The following is a 15,652-nucleotide window of genomic DNA, read 5'->3' on the forward strand; positions in this document are numbered from 1 at the left end:
AGAAATCGCCCAAAAAGGTGCAGCAGTTTTTTGGGAAGGATTCTGTCAAATATGCCGCTTGATTCAAGTTGTTTTATTTCTAGTCAATAAAAAGGCAACCCCTGGGTTGCCTTTTTTGTATCGATAAGATCAAACAACCACCGTAAATGACGATTGCTCTCTGTGATTTTTAGGTTGGTTTTTTAAGAGGGCCTTGCATTGCTACCGCGTTTTAAAGTAGTAGTTGCAATGCATGCCGTTTCACGCTTTGTCGCGAAATTTATATTGGATTTTTATGATTTTTTCTGGATTTTAATATGGTTTCTTGTTGAGTATTTTTATTGATTTATGTTTAAATAATTTCTATAGCTTGAGTTAATTGTCCACTTAATCGTGTTTGAAAGACTTTCCGGTGAGTCAAATAAATCAGGACTTTGTTCGAAATTTATATAATCATTATTTGCGAATGCAACAAAAAACTCCACTTCAAATAAAAATTTGGCTAATTGCTCTGATGCCTTGAAAGGTGCGCCATTTATTTTTGATATTTTTGATTTATTTTTTGTTGTATAAAAATTTTCAATTCTTTGAATGAGTTTATGTCTTGTGTAGTCTTTGCTGCCTGCTCTGAATGAATTTATTAAAGAATTAATTTGATCGAATTGATGTTTATGCTCTTTCTCTATATCGGAAATCTTATCTCTTCCGAAATTTGGCATTGCACTAATAAAGTCCTGTAAAGTTATTTTATTTCCCCCTGCTTTTTTGCCGGCTTCTTTGCATAATTGCCCCATCCACCTTGGACGACCGCCAGCTAATACCTTTAAAACTATTAATGCATTGGCGGATCCTTTATTCCAGTTCATTGGGTTTTCGAATACTTTAGATATGACGTTAATTTTATCTCTTGGATATTTGTAATGAGCATCAATTCCTGTTGTTTTTTTTAAATATGCTGATATCTTGTTGAAAATAATTTCCTCAGAAATTGCATCATTTTGATGAATGTCAACTATAAAATCTCGAAGCTTATCTTGATCTTCAATATTTCTTAAGCTAGTCCAAACATCACTTCTTACACTAGATCTAATTTTTAGCCCGTAAACAGAGTGAGCTATTGCGCAAGCAGCAGAAAAAAATGAACTAACTACTATTCTGTTATTTTCATCATCCTGAAATTTTGCATCGATGTCATCAACAATCAACCAAACATTTGAATCTTTGCTTTCTTGGTATCTTATTAATTGCTGATGCGGACTTTTTAAGTCTTCTCTTATTTCAGTGTCAGAAATTTTCTCTGTGCCATTTTGAATTTTAAATATTCTAATTACATTTTTTGCCAAAATGGAAATTATATTTTTTTCTTTAAATCCTTCTAGTTCTGCAGATTCTACAAAATTTATGCTTGTGTCTGTAGCAGCAAATCCAATATTTTTTCCAATTTCTATGCATATTCTGTTGCATATATTTTTCTTCCAAAGATTCTCTAGTTGATTATTATCTAAACTCTTGGTTTCTATTAGTCCAAGAAGTTCATTTCCTTTGATTTCTATGACAATATCTGTATTTTCTTTTTTCTTTATTTCAATTGATGTATGACGTAGAAGACTAGATTTTCCCATGCCCTTTTTGGCTTTCACTATGAGAAATTTTTCGTCTGAATCTGTGAATCTTTCGAATTCATTTTGAATGACAAAATACGAACTTAATTTCTCTTCGTCTTCATATTCTGCTGCATCGGCGCCAAATATTTTTCTGTGATTAATTTTCATATTTTCCATAATATAATTTTGGTTTTTTAAATTTTATTTATGTGGTTTGGTAAAATTTATATATGTTAAGTTGAATTTAATGCTCTATTTTTAGAATTAATATATATTATTGTTTTTTAGTGATGGAGTGTATGTCGTTAGAGCGTGTTATGAACTTCTGTGCAAGTCATTGATTTTATTGAAGAATTCCACGATTTCCACTTTTGAAAAAACGTGCGTAAGTGCTTATCACAAAAGAGAATTTTTCAAAGTTCATAACACGCTCTAGTAAGGTATTGAATTAATGCTTGATCTGCTACGCCTCGCTGTTTGTGTGCTCAGGCTGTCGTTGGTGGTTCGGGTTGGCGCTATCTACGTTACTTCATGTCAACAACTGCTGCGGATGCACAACATACGGTACAGCCTTGATATGTAGGAAGCCCTGACTTGTGATGTCAGTTGGCGCTATAAGCACATCGCTGCCTTAGTCTGTAGATTTAACGCTGCATAAAGCGAATCTTGCGCATAGCACATGAATGCTGCGATAAATCAAAGTTTTGATGGCTGCACGTACCTAAAAATTCTGGATTTCACCTGATTTTCATGAGAAACATCACCCACCATGATCCAGCCTTCCACGCCTGCTTCCTTGTGCTGGCTGACCATGGCTGGTCGTTTGCCCTGGCGGCGTTCACTCTGTCGATCACTGGTTGTTTGCCTCTGGCCTTGCTGCTGATGCGCAATGTGGGTGCCTCGGGCACGTAGTGGAACCAAGCGTTGCTGGCGATGCTGCCCGTGATGGCTGGGTGATTGCCGCGGCCTGCGCGGTGCTGTGGATGTGGGCCTTGTCGGCCCTGGTTATGGTGGGGTGGTGGAAGCTGTGAACGCCGCAGCGCAGGCGCTGGGTGCATGCGCAGTGCTGGATGCCAGTACCAGCATCAGCCGTTTTCATGCGGACATCCAGGTAGCTTGGGCTGCTTTTTTTATATCTGTTGGCAGATTTTGATAGCTGCAGGCGCAAGCTGGATAGGCGTTAGAGGCGGTTTTGATGATGAAACCGGGCGTGCTGCCTTCCTGGTCAGAACTTGGCATGCAGGTTGGTGAAAAACTTGGCGTAAAACTAGGTGAAATTACCAAAAAGTAATTTAAGAACAATTGTTTGGTAATGCCATAAGCTTGGCGGATGACTGTGCTCTACCACTCGCCCCATCAGTTTGAACCCTTGTTGCCCTCCGATGCCAAGCAAGAAGCCTTGCTGTCCAAGGCCGGTGACTTGGTGCGTGCCGCCACCGCGTTGGCGGGCAAGCGCGTGCCGCCGGAGTTGCATGTGCTGCTGCGCAGCATGAACTCGTACTACACCAACCGCATTGAAGGCCAGCACACGCGCCCGCATGAGATTGAGCAGGCGTTGCGCAAAGACTTCTCGGCCAACCAGGAACTCGCTGCCAAGCAGCGTCTGGCGGTGGCGCACATCGAGGCCGAGGCGGCCCTGGAGCAGCGCTACAGCGGCGAAGCAGCCGTGGCCACGCTGTACACCCCGCAGGCGGTACAGGACTTGCACCAAGAATTGTTTGGCTGTTTGCCCGCGCAGGACTGGGAGGTCAACCAAGGCCAGACTGTGGTGCCCGGCCAGTGGCGCGACAAGGAAGTGAGCGTAGGCCAGCACATTGCGCCTGCCGCTGCCCATGTGCCGGAGTTTCTGGCGCGCTGGGCGCAGCGTTACGGCAGCGTGCGCCGGGGGGAGGCGGCCTTGGTGGCCATGGCCTGTGCCCACCACCGTCTGGGCTGGATTCACCCCTTTATGGATGGCAATGGCCGGGTGATGCGCCTGCACACGCATTTGGTGCTGCACGCTTTGGGGTTGTCGAATGGTCTGTGGTCGCCGCTGCGTGGTTTTGCGCGCAGCCAGGAGCGTTATTACCTGCTGCTGGCCGAGGCGGACAACACCCGCCGCAGTGATCTGGATGGCCGTGGTAATTTGAGCGAGAAAGCCCTGGTGGCGTGGGCCGACTATGTGCTGGGCATCTGCCTGGATCAAGTGGCGTTCATGCAGCAGATGCTGGATTTTGATGCGATCAAACAGCGCATTGAGGGTGCGCTGGTCTATGAGGGCACCGTGAACAAATCGGGGGTGCGCCTAGAAAGCCTGCGGGCCTTGCACTATCTTTTCCTGAGCGGTGAAGAGCTGGCGCGGGGAGAGTTCAAATCCATGCTGGGGCTGAGTGACCGCATCGCTACCGATGCCCTGGGGGCCTTGGTCAAACGCGGCTTTTTGCGCAGTGACAGCCCGCAGGGCAAGGTGCGCTTTGGCTTGCCGCAACATGCGCTGCGCTTTTTGTTTCCCAGGCTGTGGCCTGAAGCGGAGGCCGATGCCAGTGATTCGGCGTTGTAGTCGCCCATCGCTGTGGCCGGGCGGATAGACAGACAACGCGCGGCTACGGTGCGCAGAAAGTATTCAAAAAAGATAGCTGCTTGCGCACACCCCACGGGCGCAAACGGCCCAAAAGGCTTGAAGTTTTCTGCCACTACACTTCACCGCCCGCATTCACTGCAATCACCGCACACCACCACCATGCAAGCCTTGCTCGACGCCATCGCCCAGATGCCGCTTCCCACCGATGCCCAGCGCATCTTCCATGGCCGGGGCGGTTTGCACCCGGGCTGCGAGCACTGGGTGCTGGATGCTTATCCGCCCGTTTGGGTGCTCACCAGCTTTTTGCCCGCCGACGCCGACACCGATGCGCAGCTGGCCACCATCGGCGCCGCGCTGGCCCAGCGCTGGGAGATTTTGGCGCCGGGCCAGCCGCTGAACTGGGTGTTCCAGTGCCGCAATGAGGCGCTGCGCACCCAGGGCCGCACCGAAACCCGGCTGATGGCGGGCAGCGTGCCCGAGCCGCATGTGGTGACGGAGCAGGGCGCGCGCTACCGCGTCCATGTGCTGCGCGGCCAGAACCACGGCTTGTTTTTGGACATGGCCGAGGGCCGCCGCTGGGTGCGTGAGTACGCCGCCGCGCGCTGCGATGACCGCTACGGCCTCAAGGTGCTGAACCTGTTTGCCTACACCTGTGCGTTTTCGGTGGTGGCCTTGCAGGCGGGCGCCAAAAGCGTGGTCAACGTGGACATGGGCCATGGCGCCATCGCCACGGGGCAGCAAAACCACCAGCTCAACGGCCTCACGGCGGGGGCGAGTTTTTTGGCGCACGACATCTTCAGCAGCTGGGGCAAGATCACCCGCAGCGGGCCGTATGGGCTGGTGATCGTCGATCCGCCCAGCTACCAGAAGGGCAGTTTTGTGGCCACCAAAGACTACGCGCGCCTGCTGCGCCGTCTGCCCGATTTGCTGGCGCCCGGTGGCCACGCGCTGGTGTGCCTGAATGCGCCCGAGTTGGGCGTGGACTTTTTGCACGAGCACATGCAGGCCCAGGCGCCTGAGCTGGCGCTGGTGGAGCGCCTGGCCAACCCACCCGCCTTTGCCGATGTGGATGCGCAGCGCGCGCTCAAGGTGCTGGTGTACCGCGCGCCAGAGTTGCCTTGAAGGCGGTGGCGTTCAGGGCGGTAGTTTTTTCAAGCCAAATCCGCCTTCAGCCCTTGCAGGGTAAGCGCGAGCAGCTATCAAAAAAGAAGTGAAAACGCCCGTGGCTGGCTGTGCCGGGGATGGGGCATCAGTTTTTAGGCCCCATCGGCCTCTATCCCTTGCGGGGTGGGCGCCAGCAGCTATCAAAAAAGAAGCGGCTTTGGGTGCAAAGCACCGCTGGACGCTGCTTATTGGCCCGGCGCGGGCAGCGCCAGGTGCGCTGACTGCACCACGCGCACGCAGTCCTGGATGTGCTGCTCGCCCAGGTAGCGCAGCGTGGCATAGCCCAGCGCCGCCGATACGGCCTGACCCGCCAGGGGCACGAATTTGGCCACCTGCTTGCTGGTCATGCGCAGGCCCACGGTTTGCACGGCCTTGAGCACCAGATCGCGGGTAACAAATTTGCCTATCAGCACCGATCCCACCAGGGCCACGGCCTTTTGCACCTGTTCGCGCTGGTGCGGGGTGAGCTGGTCGAGCTGCTCGGGGGTGAGGCCGAACTGCGCGTTGATTTGTGGCAGCAGCCGCGACAGCAGCGCAGCGTCCATGGCCCAGTCCAGGCCCGGCACGGGCACGGCGCTGGCGGCGGCGGCCACCAGCGCGCGCCGGTGCAGCAGGCGCCGGCTGCGCTGCACGGCGGCGTGCAGTGCGGGCGACTGTGCTTGCAGCCCCGCCTGTGCAGCAGCCTGTTGGGCGGTGGTCTGGCCGAGGTTCATCGGTTGGAGGTGCGTTGGATGATGCCGTAGAGCACCAGCAGCGCAATGGCGCCCAGCACCGAGGCAATCCAGCCCGCAGTCTGGCCCGTGCGGTACCAGCCCATGGCCACGCCCACGTAGCTGGCCAGAAACGAGCCCGCCACGCCCAGCAGGGCGGTCATGATCCAGCCGAGTTTGTCGTCGCCGGGTTTGATGGCGCGGGCAATGAAGCCGACGATCAGGCCAATGAAAAGGGTTCCGAGAAGGGACATCATGGGGGTCAGCTCCTGTCAAGCATGGCGATGCGCTGCATGGTAAGCCTTACCGTGGCTGCTTGCTGGCCATGGCCTGGCCCAGCCGCACGGGGTGGGCTGGTGCCCAGTCGGCATTGAAGTGCAGCGGGCCCGGGGGCAGCAGCAGCACGATGGTGGAGCCCAGCAAAAAGCGGCCCATTTCATCGCCTTGGCGCAGCTTGATCGGGGGCTTGCCAGCGTAATCCCAGCTGCGCAGGGTGCCGGTGCGCGGCGGGTTGACCACGCCGTGCCACACGGTGGCCATGCTGCCCACGATGGTGGCGCCCACCAGCACCATCACGAACGGCCCGCGTGCCGAGTCGAACACGCAGACCACGCGCTCGTTGCGGGCAAACAGCCCCGGCACGCCGCGCGCCGTGGTCGGGTTGACCGAGAACAGCGCGCCCGGCACATGCACCATGCGCCGCAGCTGGCCGTGGCAGGGCATGTGGATGCGGTGGTAGTCGCGCGGGCTGAGGTAAATGGTGGCGAAATGCCCGTTCTGGAACTGCGCGGCCAGCGCTGCGTCGCCGCCCAGCAGCGCGGTGGTGGAGTAGTGGTGGCCCTTGGCCTGAAAAATCTGGTCGCTGTCGATGGCGCCAAACTGGCTGACGGCGCCGTCCACCGGGCAGATCAGGTCGGCCTTGGACAGTGGGCGTGCGCCCGGACGCAGGGCACGGGTAAAGAAGTCATTGAAACTGGCGTAACTGGTGATGTCGGGGTTGGCCGCCTCGCTCATGTCCACGCCGTAGCGGGCAATAAAGCGCCGGATGAGGGCGGTGGTGAGTGAACCGGCTTGCGCCGAGGCGATGCGCCCTGCAAAGGTGGTCAGGGCACGCTGGGGCAAAAGGTACTGTGGCAGTACGGCAAGGCGGTCAGACACGGGTGGCTGTCAGGGTAGTGGCGGGAGTGGGGCATTCTATCGGTGGCCTTGTGCCAGCCAGGGGGACAAGGCGTTGCGCCTGCACGCTCTGCGGGCCTGGATGCACAATGGGCGCGCCCATGATTGCACCCCTCGCGGTCGCGTTGGCGCCGTTCTGTTTCATCTCCATGCCCTTGCCTGATCCTTTGTTGCCACCGCGTTCTTTGTCCTTTGCCCACAGCGTGTGGTTGTGGCTACAACGGTTTTGGCCTGCCCCCGTGGGCATCACGGTGCGCGAAGGGCTGCGCATGGCCATCGGCATGGCCTGCGGCATGTTGCTGGTGGCCTGGCTGGGGCATGGGTGGGGTGCGCTCACGGGTTTGCAGGGACCTTGGCTGCTGGCGTCGTTGGGGGCCAGTGCGGTGCTGGTGTTTGGCATGCCATCGAGCCCGTTGTCACAGCCCTGGCCGGTGTTGGCGGGCAGTTTGTTGTCGATGTGGGTGGGCGTTGCCAGTGCGGTGCTGGTGCCCGATGGTGCCTGGGCTGGCGCGCTGGCGGTGGCCGTTTCGGTGGCAGTCATGCTGCCTTTGCGCTGTTTGCACCCACCGGGGGCCGCACTGGCGTTGTCCATGGTGCTCAATCCGCAGCAGGCGGCACAGCTGCATGGATGGACTGTCCCCGTGACGCTGCTGGCCTTGCTGGCGGTGGGCATGCTCTACAACAACCTGACCGGACGCCGCTACCCGCACGCCCAGTCAGCGCCAGAGGTAGCGCCCCGTGGGCCGGGCGCTTTCACTTCCGCTGATTTGGACGCGGCGCTGTCGCACTACAACGGCGTGCTCGATGTAAGCCGTGCCGATCTGGAGGGGTTGTTGCACCTGGCGGGGCGCGCTGCATTTGCCCGCACGCTGGGCGATTTGCGCTGCGAGGACATCATGTCCCAGCCAGCTTTGTCGGTGGAAGCGGCGGTATCGCTCAAGGACGCGCAGGCATTGATGCGCAGCGAACGGGTCAAAGCGCTGCCAGTGGTGGACGATCAGCGCCAGGTATGCGGCATCGTGACGGTGGCCGATTTCATGCGCCTGGCACGCACGGATGCGCCCGAGGGGCTGGGCCAGCGCCTGCGCAGCCTGGTGCGCGGGCGCAGCACACAGCCTACGCTGGTGGGGCAGATCATGTCGCAGCCGGTGCAGACGGCGCAAACCGGGCAGTTGGTCATGGAGCTGGTGCCGCTTTTTTCACAAGGCGGGCACCACCATATTCCGATCCTGGACGATCGCCAACGCCTGGTGGGCATCGTCACCCAGACGGATCTGGTGCGCGCCCTGGCCGGTGCGCTGCAAGTGCCACAGGCGTGATCGCGCCGGGCTGGGCGCAGGCAGGCGTTCAGCGCGCTACAATGTACGAGCTCATGCACAGCGCCTTGCCTGTCCATTGACGCCGTCTCCCCCGGCCTTCTTCCCGACCTGCGCCCCGGGTGCAGCGACTCCCACAGCCCGCCCGCACAGTGTGTCGAGCCCCCCAGGGGCAGCATTGCCGTGGTGGACATCCCCCCGCGCAGGCGCCAAACACAGATACCCATTGATTTGTTTTTACGAGATTGAATATGGCCAAAGAAGAACTCATTGAAATGCAAGGCAGCGTTACCGAAGTGCTGCCCGACTCGCGCTTTCGCGTCACCCTGGACAACGGGCACCAACTGATTGCCTACACCGGCGGCAAGATGCGCAAGCACCACATCCGTATTTTGGCGGGCGACAAAGTGTCGCTGGAGATGTCGCCTTACGACCTGACCAAGGGCCGCATCACCTTCCGCCACCTGGCTGGCCGGGGCCCGGCCCCTGGCCGTTGAGGCGCTGGGCGTCTGGCTTGCTGGTTAGCGTGAATATTTGCACTTTTCTCCAGATGCAGTGATTTTTGGGGTTAGAATACCAGCTGTCGGAGCGTAGCGCAGCCTGGTAGCGCATCTGCTTTGGGAGCAGAGGGTCGCGAGTTCGAATCCCGCCGCTCCGACCATTGTTTGAAAGACTTGCCGTTTACGCGGCAAGTCTTTTTTGCTTTGGGCCATTGTTTTGCCAGCAGGGCACAGCAGCCTTGGCGGGCTGTCATGATGGCGCCTTCTTTGCTCTGGTGACGCGTGACCCATCTTTGCCCTCCTGCGCCCACTGGCGTGTCCCCATCCCGTTTCGATGCCGTGGATGCCCTGCGTGGCATGGCCATGGTGTGGATGACGGTTTTCCACCTGTGTTTTGACCTGAGCCATTTTGGCTATTGGCCGCAAAATTTTCGGGCTGACCCGTTCTGGACAGGCCAGCGCACAGCGATTGTGAGCATGTTTCTTTTTTGTGCCGGGTTGGGGCAGGCGATTGCCTTGTACCAGGGGCAGGGGTGGCGGCGGTTTGGTCGTCGCTGGGGGCAGATTGCTGCCGGAGCGTTGCTGGTCAGCGCGGGCTCATACGCCATGTTTCCCCAGAGCTTTATTTACTTTGGCGTACTCCATGGCATGGCTGTGATGCTGTTGCTCACGCGCTGCCTGGCCGCAGGGCAGGGAGCATTGTGGTGGGCGCTGGCGGGGGGCGTGGCCATTGCCCTGCCGGTGGTAGCGCAGCATTTGTTGACTGGGGCGTTGTCTGAATGGGCTGCGTTGTTCAATGCGCGCACGCTCAATTGGCTGGGGCTGGTGTCGCGCAAGCCCTATACCGAAGACTATGTGCCAGTGCTGCCCTGGTTGGGCGTGCTGTGGTGGGGGGTAGCCTGTGGGTGCTGGTTGTTGCTGCACAGGCCCTCCTGGCTCAGGATGGCGGTGCCTGCATTGCTGCGCCCCCTGGCTGTTTTGGGGCGCTGGAGCCTGGTCTATTACCTGCTGCACCAGCCCATCTTGATGGGTGTTCTGCTAGCGTGGGGAGCGTGGTGGGGTGTCACGCCATGAAAAAACGCGGCCTAAGCCGCGTTTCAGGTAGCAGCGCCTGCTACAGAATTATTCGACCTTGGCCTTGGCGCGCAGGTCTTCCTGGTACTTGGCCAGCTTTTGCTGTTCCAATTGCTGGGCAATCTGCGGCTTGACTTCTTCCAGGTTGGGCAGCTGGGCTTGGCGCAGGTCATCCAGGCGGATAACGTGCCAGCCGAACTGGCTCTTCACTGGGGCTTGGGTGATCTTGCCCTTTTCGAGCTTGATCAGTGCTTCGGTAAATTCTGATACATAGCTGTTGGGGTTGGCCCAATCCAGGTCGCCGCCCTTGGCGCCAGAACCTGGGTCTTTGGATTGCTTCTTGGCGATGTCTTCAAACTTGGCGCCCTTCTTGATGGAGGCGATGATGGCCTTGGCCTCATCTTCTTTTTCCACCAGGATGTGGCTGGCCTTGTATTCCTTGCCACCGTTGGCCGCTACGAACTTGTCGTATTCAGCCTGGATTTCAGCGTCCGTGACGGGGTGTTTGTTTTTGTATTCAGCAAACAGCTCGTTGATCAGGATTTGCTGGCGTGCCAACTCCATTTGGGCGCGGAAGTTGCTGGAGCCTTCAATGCCTTGTTTTTGCGCTTCTTGCGTAAAAACTTCGGCAGTGATGATCTGGTCTTTGATGCGCGCTTCGATATCGGGGGTGATCTGGCGGCCAGTGCGTTCCACCTGCTGCTTGACGGTGTCGAAGCGTTCTGCGGGAACGGGCTTGCCATTGACAATGGCCAGATTCTGGGCGGAGGCGGGCAGGGCTGCGGCACCCAACAGGGTGGCGGCCACAAGGCCTGACAAGAGCTGTTTCTTCATTCGAAATCCAAAAAAGAGAAGTTGGCTACAGACCGATGGTCGGCAAGCCGCAAGGTTTTTGCCAAGCCCTGGTCAGAGAATTTCAATGGCGATGGCATGGGCGCCGCGGTCAATAAATTCTTGCAGCGCATCATACACAAGGCGATGCCGCTGAACCCGTGACACATTGTTGAAACGCGGCGACGCAATGCGCACCCGAAAATGCGTGCCCGCGCCGGTGCCGTTGGCGCCCGCGTGGCCCGCGTGGGCATGGCTCTCGTCGAGCACTTGCAGGGCGGTGGGGGCGAGCTGGGCGCGCAGGCACTGCTCCATTGCCAGGGCGGTGATGGCCTCGGTGGTGGCGTTGGTGTTCATGGCTGGGCGTCCTTGGTGTTTTCAGGCTCTTTGAGGTAGCGCCCCAGGTACAGCGCCTGGGCAATGACGAAAACAAACATCAGCCCCATGCCGCCAAACAGCTTGAAGTTGACCCAGGTATCGGTGTCAAAGTGGTAGGCCACCCACAGGTTGAGCACGCCCATGGTGGCAAAAAAACCAGCCCAGGCCCAGTTCACGGTGCGCCAGACGCTGTCGGGCAATTCCATCTGCGCACCCATCAGGCTTTTGATGAAGTTCTTCTTGAAAAACAACTGCCCCACCAGCAGCGCCCCGCCCATCAGCCAGTACAGCACGGTGGGTTTCCATTTGATGAAGGTTTCGCTCTGGGCCAGCAGCGTGGCGCCGCCAAACAGCACGATCACGCCCAGGCTGAGCCATTGCATGGCCTCGACCTTGCCGTGCTTGTAGCGCAGGTAGCCGATTTGCACCACGGTGGCGGCGATGGCCACGGCGGTGGCGGCGTAAATGCCCCAGACCTTGAAGGCGACAAAGAACAGGATGATGGGGAAGAAGTCGATCAGGATTTTCATGGTGGCGGGGGCTTCTCAAGGCCCGGTCAGGAGGTGCGGGGCGTGAAGTCCAGGGACGCGGAGTTCATACAGTAGCGCAGGCCCGTGGGCGCGGGGCCGTCTTCAAACACATGGCCCAGGTGGGCGCCGCATTGGGTGCACACGGTCTCGACGCGCACCATGCCGTGGCTGTGGTCGGTGATCTCGGTGATGGCGCCGGGCACGGCCTGGCTGAAGCTGGGCCAGCCGCAGCCCGCATCAAACTTGGTGCCCGCCTCGAACAGCTTGGCATCGCAGCAGATGCAGTGGTAGCTGCCGTCGGCCCAGACCTGGTTGTATTTGCCGGTGAAGGGGCGCTCGGTGGCGGCGTGGCGCGTGACTTGCAGCGCGCCGGGTTCGGCGTTTTTGGCAGCCAGCACGGCCTGCCATTCGGCTGGGGTTTTCTGGACAGGAAAGTTCATGATGAGCAGCTGATGGAGATGGAGGAGGCCCAGTCTGGCGGAAAGCCGGCCTGGGCGGTGTAGTCGGGGTGCTCGTCAAACGGGCGCTCCAGCAGGGTTTGGAGGGTGTGCAGCACAGAAAAATCCCCGGCTTGCGCGGCGGCGATGGCTTCTTCGGCCAGATGGTTGCGCAGCACGTAACAGGGGTTGGTTTTTAACATCAAATCGGCATCTGGCGCTTTCCCAGTAAGCGCCTCTAGCTCTGAATACGATAGCAACCACGTGTCCAGCGGGGCACGGTCGGCAAACAGGTCGCGCACGGGTTCGAACTGCTGCTGCGCCACGGCGTGCGACAGGCGGCGCCAGAAGATGGGGTAGTCCACGCCCTGGTCGGCCAGCAGTTGCAGGATGCCATCCATCACCGCGCCTTCAGCCGGGTGCGGCGTGGTCAGCCCCAGCTTGGCGCGCATACGGCCCATGAACTGGCGCGGAAACTCAGTTTTGTACGAGGCCAGCGCGGCATGGACGGCGGCGGGCTCGCCAATCAGCGGTTGCAGCGCCTGACCCAGGCAGTACAAATTCCAGTAGGCGATGTGCGGCTGGCGGTGGAAGGCGTAGCGGCCCTGGGTGTCGCTGTGGTTGCAGATATGGCCGGGCACGAAGGCATCGAGGAGCTGGAACGGCCCGTAGTCCAGCGTCAGGCCCAGGATGCTCATGTTGTCGGTGTTGAGCACGCCGTGGCAAAAACCCACGGCCTGCCACTGCGCCACCAGCGCGGCGGTGCGCTCGCTCACTGCCTGCAAGAGCGCGGCGTAGGGGTTGCCGTTGCCAGCAGCGCCGGTGCGGCAGTCGGGGTAGTGCTGATCGATGACGGTGTCGGCCAGCTGGCGCAGCGCATCGAGCTGGTTGCGCGCCGCAAAGTGCTCGAAGTGGCCAAAGCGGATAAAGCTGGCGGCAGTGCGCGTGACCACGGCGGCGGTTTCCGCGCGCTCGCGGTACACCGGCAGCGGTGAGCCGGTGATGCACAGCGCCCGCGTGGTCGGGGCGCCCAGGGCGTGCATGGCCTCGCTGCACAAAAACTCGCGGATGCTGGAGCGCAGCACGGCGCGGCCATCGCCACCGCGCGAGTAGGGCGTGGGGCCACTGCCCTTGAGCTGGATTTCCTGCGGGCCGTGGGGCGTGTCCACCTCGCCCAGCAGCAGGGCGCGGCCATCGCCCAGTTGCCCGGCCCACACGCCAAACTGGTGGCCGCTGTATACGCTGGCCAGCGGCGCGCTGCCCGGCAGCAGGGCGTTGCCGCTGAAGGCTTGCAGGGCCTCATCGGAGGGCAGCCAGTGCGCGTCCAACCCCAGAGCCTGCGCGGCACTGGCGCTGTGGGCCACCCAGTGCGGAGCAGGCAACGGTGTGGCCTGCAGCCGGGTGCCAAACTGCGGGCCCAGCGCGGCAAAGCGGTTGCGCCAGTGCAGGCCCGGACTGGCAGTCAGTGGTGCGTCAAAGGGCATGTTCATACGGCGCATTGTCGCTGTGTGGGTGGTTTGCACAGGGCTTGCAGGGTTACTGGGACTGGCGGTGCGCTGGTGGGTGATGCAAGGCACCCTGCGGCGGTGCTGTCATGTGCGTGACAGCGCCGCACTGGCGCTGTGTGGTGCAGCAAAAGCCCTTGAAATTCACCCGTTACCATGTGCCGGTTTTCACATTCATAACAACCAAGGAGCACATCTATGCTGGGTTTGATGCAGAGTCAGCCATTGCTGATTTCGTCGCTGATTGAGTTTGCCGAACGCCACCACGGCAGCGGCGAGATTGTTTCGCGCCGGGTCGAAGGTGACATCCACCGCTACACCTACCGCGACCTGGCAGCGCGCGCCCGGCGCCTGGCCAATGCCCTGGACAGCGAAGGCTTGCAGCCAAGCGACCGCGTGGCCTCGCTGGCCTGGAACGGCTACCGCCACATGGAGATGTACTTTGGCGTCAGCGGCTCGGGCCGCGTGATGCACACCATCAACCCGCGCCTGCACCCCGACCAGATCGCCTGGATCATCAACCACGCCGAAGACCAGGTGCTGTGCTTTGACCTGACCTTCCTGCCGCTGGTGCAGGCCGTGCATGCCAAGTGCCCCACCGTCAAAAAATGGGTGGCCCTGTGCGACGCCGACAAGCTGCCCGAGGGCAGCGGCATCCCCGGCCTGAGCAGCTACGAAGACTGGATTGGCGCGCAGTCCAGCACCTATGTCTGGCCGCAGTTTGATGAAAACACCGCCTCCAGTATGTGCTACACCAGCGGCACCACCGGCCACCCCAAGGCGGCGCTGTACAGCCACCGCTCCACCACGCTGCACGCCTACGCTGCCGCGCTGCCCGATGTGATGTGCCTGTCGGCCCGCGACTCGGTGCTGCCCGTGGTGCCCATGTTCCACGTCAACGCCTGGGGTATTCCGTACTCGGCGGCGCTGACGGGCTGCAAGGTGGTGTTTCCCGGCCCGGCGCTGGACGGCAAATCGGTCTATGAGCTGATCGAGGCCGAGGGCGTGACCTACGCCGCTGGCGTGCCCACCGTCTGGCAGATGCTGCTGGGCCACGTCAAGCCCAACGGCCTGCGTTTTTCCAGCCTCAAGCGCACGGTGATTGGTGGCTCGGCCTGCCCGCCCGCCATGATCACCGCCTTTCAGGAAGAGTTTGGCGTGGAAGTGCTGCACGCCTGGGGCATGACCGAGATGAGCCCCCTGGGCACGCTGTGTACCCTGAAAAACCACCAGTTGCAGTGGCCCGCCCCCGAGCAGATGAAGGTGCTGCAAAAGCAGGGCCGGGCGCTGTACGGAGTGGACATGAAAATCGTCGATGGCGACGGCAACGAACTGCCCTGGGACGGCAAAACCTACGGCGATCTGCTGGTGCGCGGCCCCTGGATTCTGGACACCTACTACAAGGGCGAGAGCCCGCTCGTCCAGGACGCCCAGGGCCGGGGCTGGTTCCCCACCGGCGACGTGGCCACCATTGACGCCGACGGCTTCATGCAGATCACCGACCGCAGCAAAGACGTGATCAAGTCGGGCGGCGAGTGGATCAGTTCCATCGACATCGAGAACATTGCCATGGCACACCCCGCCATTGCCATGGCTGCCTGCATTGGCATGCCCCACCCCAAGTGGGACGAACGCCCCATCGTGGCCGTGGCCAGAAAGCCCGGCGCCGAGGTCACGCGCGAGGAGCTGCTGGCCTTTTACGAGGGCAAAACCGCCAAGTGGCAAATCCCGGACGATGTGGTGTTTGTCGATGCCATCCCGCTGGGCGCCACGGGCAAGATGCTCAAGACCCGGCTGCGTGAGCAGCTCAAGGATTACCGGCTGCCTGGCCTGTAATTGCACGCGCTGGCGCCAGTAGCACGGCGCCCAAGCTATCCTTGCGGCCCCC

Annotated in this window: 17 protein-coding genes and 1 tRNA gene; 8 read left to right on the forward strand and 10 right to left on the reverse strand. The window is 59.1% G+C overall.

Annotated features, from left to right (window positions below):
• Positions 1–317: 317 nt before the first annotated feature.
• The gene (locus tag EV674_RS08400) at positions 318–1,751 is read right to left on the reverse strand and encodes a P-loop ATPase, Sll1717 family (RefSeq protein ID WP_132750395.1); all 1,434 of its coding nucleotides are present in this window, start codon (positions 1,749–1,751) and stop codon (positions 318–320) included.
• Positions 1,752–2,333: 582 nt separating this feature from the next.
• Between EV674_RS08400 and EV674_RS17370 the strand changes: the two genes are divergently transcribed.
• Positions 2,334–2,495 (forward strand): hypothetical protein, encoded by a 162-nt coding sequence (locus EV674_RS17370; protein WP_157983681.1) that lies wholly within the window; start codon positions 2,334–2,336, stop codon positions 2,493–2,495.
• A gap of 183 nt (positions 2,496–2,678) precedes the next feature.
• Here EV674_RS17370 and EV674_RS17375 read toward each other — a convergent pair whose 3' ends face one another.
• Positions 2,679–2,822, reverse strand: coding sequence for a hypothetical protein (locus tag EV674_RS17375; protein WP_165887081.1), 144 nt, complete (start codon positions 2,820–2,822; stop codon positions 2,679–2,681).
• Between the two features lie 91 nt (positions 2,823–2,913).
• On the opposite strand from EV674_RS17375, the gene EV674_RS08405 reads away from it, so the two are divergent.
• Positions 2,914–4,122, forward strand: coding sequence for a Fic family protein (locus EV674_RS08405; RefSeq protein ID WP_119013174.1), 1,209 nt, complete (start codon positions 2,914–2,916; stop codon positions 4,120–4,122).
• Positions 4,123–4,302: 180 nt separating this feature from the next.
• Positions 4,303–5,265 carry a class I SAM-dependent methyltransferase gene (locus tag EV674_RS08410; RefSeq protein ID WP_119013173.1) on the forward strand — a complete coding sequence of 321 codons (963 nt, stop codon included), beginning with the start codon at positions 4,303–4,305 and terminating at the stop codon, positions 5,263–5,265.
• A gap of 227 nt (positions 5,266–5,492) precedes the next feature.
• On the opposite strand, the gene EV674_RS08420 is transcribed toward EV674_RS08410, so the two are convergent.
• From EV674_RS08420 to asd, 3 genes are read right to left on the reverse strand one after another with little or no spacing between them, the layout of a single operon-like run.
• Complete coding sequence (locus EV674_RS08420) at positions 5,493–6,020, reverse strand: hypothetical protein (protein ID WP_241524930.1); 528 nt, start codon at positions 6,018–6,020, stop codon at positions 5,493–5,495.
• Positions 6,017–6,274 carry a GlsB/YeaQ/YmgE family stress response membrane protein gene (locus tag EV674_RS08425; protein WP_119013171.1) on the reverse strand — a complete coding sequence of 86 codons (258 nt, stop codon included), beginning with the start codon at positions 6,272–6,274 and terminating at the stop codon, positions 6,017–6,019. The genes EV674_RS08420 and EV674_RS08425 overlap by 4 nt, the downstream gene beginning before the upstream one ends.
• Before the next feature lie 46 nt (positions 6,275–6,320).
• Positions 6,321–7,175, reverse strand: coding sequence for an archaetidylserine decarboxylase (gene asd / locus EV674_RS08430; RefSeq protein WP_119013170.1), 855 nt, complete (start codon positions 7,173–7,175; stop codon positions 6,321–6,323).
• A gap of 119 nt (positions 7,176–7,294) precedes the next feature.
• Between asd and EV674_RS08435 the strand changes: the two genes are divergently transcribed.
• The 4 genes from EV674_RS08435 (at position 7,295) to EV674_RS08450 (ending at position 10,083) form a co-directional block, all read left to right on the forward strand.
• A complete protein-coding gene (locus tag EV674_RS08435) occupies positions 7,295–8,512 on the forward strand; it encodes an HPP family protein (RefSeq protein WP_241524929.1) in 1,218 nt (405 codons plus the stop codon).
• 248 nt (positions 8,513–8,760) lie between these two features.
• Positions 8,761–9,006: a translation initiation factor IF-1 gene (gene infA, locus EV674_RS08440; protein WP_119013168.1), complete on the forward strand. Its 246-nt coding sequence runs from the start codon at positions 8,761–8,763 to the stop codon at positions 9,004–9,006.
• 87 nt (positions 9,007–9,093) lie between these two features.
• A tRNA-Pro gene (locus tag EV674_RS08445) sits at positions 9,094–9,170 on the forward strand.
• 154 nt (positions 9,171–9,324) lie between these two features.
• Positions 9,325–10,083 (forward strand): heparan-alpha-glucosaminide N-acetyltransferase, encoded by a 759-nt coding sequence (locus EV674_RS08450; protein WP_277749421.1) that lies wholly within the window; start codon positions 9,325–9,327, stop codon positions 10,081–10,083.
• A 48-nt stretch (positions 10,084–10,131) separates the two neighbouring features.
• Here EV674_RS08450 and EV674_RS08455 read toward each other — a convergent pair whose 3' ends face one another.
• The 5 genes from EV674_RS08455 to EV674_RS08475 all read right to left on the reverse strand — a co-directional run bounded on the left by EV674_RS08455 (position 10,132) and on the right by EV674_RS08475 (position 13,749).
• A complete protein-coding gene (locus tag EV674_RS08455) occupies positions 10,132–10,917 on the reverse strand; it encodes a peptidylprolyl isomerase (protein ID WP_119013167.1) in 786 nt (261 codons plus the stop codon).
• 72 nt (positions 10,918–10,989) lie between these two features.
• A complete protein-coding gene (locus EV674_RS08460; RefSeq protein WP_119013166.1) occupies positions 10,990–11,271 on the reverse strand; it encodes a BolA family protein in 282 nt (93 codons plus the stop codon).
• Positions 11,268–11,822: a septation protein A gene (locus EV674_RS08465; protein WP_119013165.1), complete on the reverse strand. Its 555-nt coding sequence runs from the start codon at positions 11,820–11,822 to the stop codon at positions 11,268–11,270. Before EV674_RS08465 ends, EV674_RS08460 begins: the two co-directional genes overlap by 4 nt.
• Before the next feature lie 26 nt (positions 11,823–11,848).
• Positions 11,849–12,262, reverse strand: a complete 414-nt coding sequence (gene msrB / locus EV674_RS08470) for a peptide-methionine (R)-S-oxide reductase MsrB (protein ID WP_119013164.1) — start codon at positions 12,260–12,262, stop codon at positions 11,849–11,851.
• On the reverse strand, positions 12,259–13,749 hold the full coding sequence (locus EV674_RS08475; protein WP_119013163.1) for a protein adenylyltransferase SelO: 1,491 nt from the start codon (positions 13,747–13,749) through the stop codon (positions 12,259–12,261). The genes msrB and EV674_RS08475 overlap by 4 nt, the downstream gene beginning before the upstream one ends.
• A gap of 213 nt (positions 13,750–13,962) precedes the next feature.
• On the opposite strand from EV674_RS08475, the gene EV674_RS08480 reads away from it, so the two are divergent.
• Positions 13,963–15,600, forward strand: coding sequence for a 3-(methylthio)propionyl-CoA ligase (locus EV674_RS08480; RefSeq protein ID WP_119013162.1), 1,638 nt, complete (start codon positions 13,963–13,965; stop codon positions 15,598–15,600).
• Positions 15,601–15,652 lie beyond the last annotated feature (52 nt).

The sequence above is a fragment of the Simplicispira metamorpha genome (genome assembly GCF_004341365.1).
In the GTDB taxonomy this organism is placed as follows: domain Bacteria; phylum Pseudomonadota; class Gammaproteobacteria; order Burkholderiales; family Burkholderiaceae_C; genus Simplicispira; species Simplicispira metamorpha.

Coding starts and splice junctions, on each gene's coding strand:
- EV674_RS08400 (WP_132750395.1), bottom strand. CDS start 1,751: ATGAAAATTAATCACAGAAAAATATTTGGCGCCGATGCAGCAGAATAT.
- EV674_RS17370 (WP_157983681.1), top strand. CDS start 2,334: ATGAGAAACATCACCCACCATGATCCAGCCTTCCACGCCTGCTTCCTT.
- EV674_RS17375 (WP_165887081.1), bottom strand. CDS start 2,822: ATGCCAAGTTCTGACCAGGAAGGCAGCACGCCCGGTTTCATCATCAAA.
- EV674_RS08405 (WP_119013174.1), top strand. CDS start 2,914: ATGACTGTGCTCTACCACTCGCCCCATCAGTTTGAACCCTTGTTGCCC.
- EV674_RS08410 (WP_119013173.1), top strand. CDS start 4,303: ATGCAAGCCTTGCTCGACGCCATCGCCCAGATGCCGCTTCCCACCGAT.
- EV674_RS08420 (WP_241524930.1), bottom strand. CDS start 6,020: ATGAACCTCGGCCAGACCACCGCCCAACAGGCTGCTGCACAGGCGGGG.
- EV674_RS08425 (WP_119013171.1), bottom strand. CDS start 6,274: ATGATGTCCCTTCTCGGAACCCTTTTCATTGGCCTGATCGTCGGCTTC.
- EV674_RS08435 (WP_241524929.1), top strand. CDS start 7,295: ATGATTGCACCCCTCGCGGTCGCGTTGGCGCCGTTCTGTTTCATCTCC.
- infA (WP_119013168.1), top strand. CDS start 8,761: ATGGCCAAAGAAGAACTCATTGAAATGCAAGGCAGCGTTACCGAAGTG.
- EV674_RS08455 (WP_119013167.1), bottom strand. CDS start 10,917: ATGAAGAAACAGCTCTTGTCAGGCCTTGTGGCCGCCACCCTGTTGGGT.
- EV674_RS08460 (WP_119013166.1), bottom strand. CDS start 11,271: ATGAACACCAACGCCACCACCGAGGCCATCACCGCCCTGGCAATGGAG.
- EV674_RS08465 (WP_119013165.1), bottom strand. CDS start 11,822: ATGAAAATCCTGATCGACTTCTTCCCCATCATCCTGTTCTTTGTCGCC.
- msrB (WP_119013164.1), bottom strand. CDS start 12,262: ATGAACTTTCCTGTCCAGAAAACCCCAGCCGAATGGCAGGCCGTGCTG.
- EV674_RS08475 (WP_119013163.1), bottom strand. CDS start 13,749: ATGAACATGCCCTTTGACGCACCACTGACTGCCAGTCCGGGCCTGCAC.
- EV674_RS08480 (WP_119013162.1), top strand. CDS start 13,963: ATGCTGGGTTTGATGCAGAGTCAGCCATTGCTGATTTCGTCGCTGATT.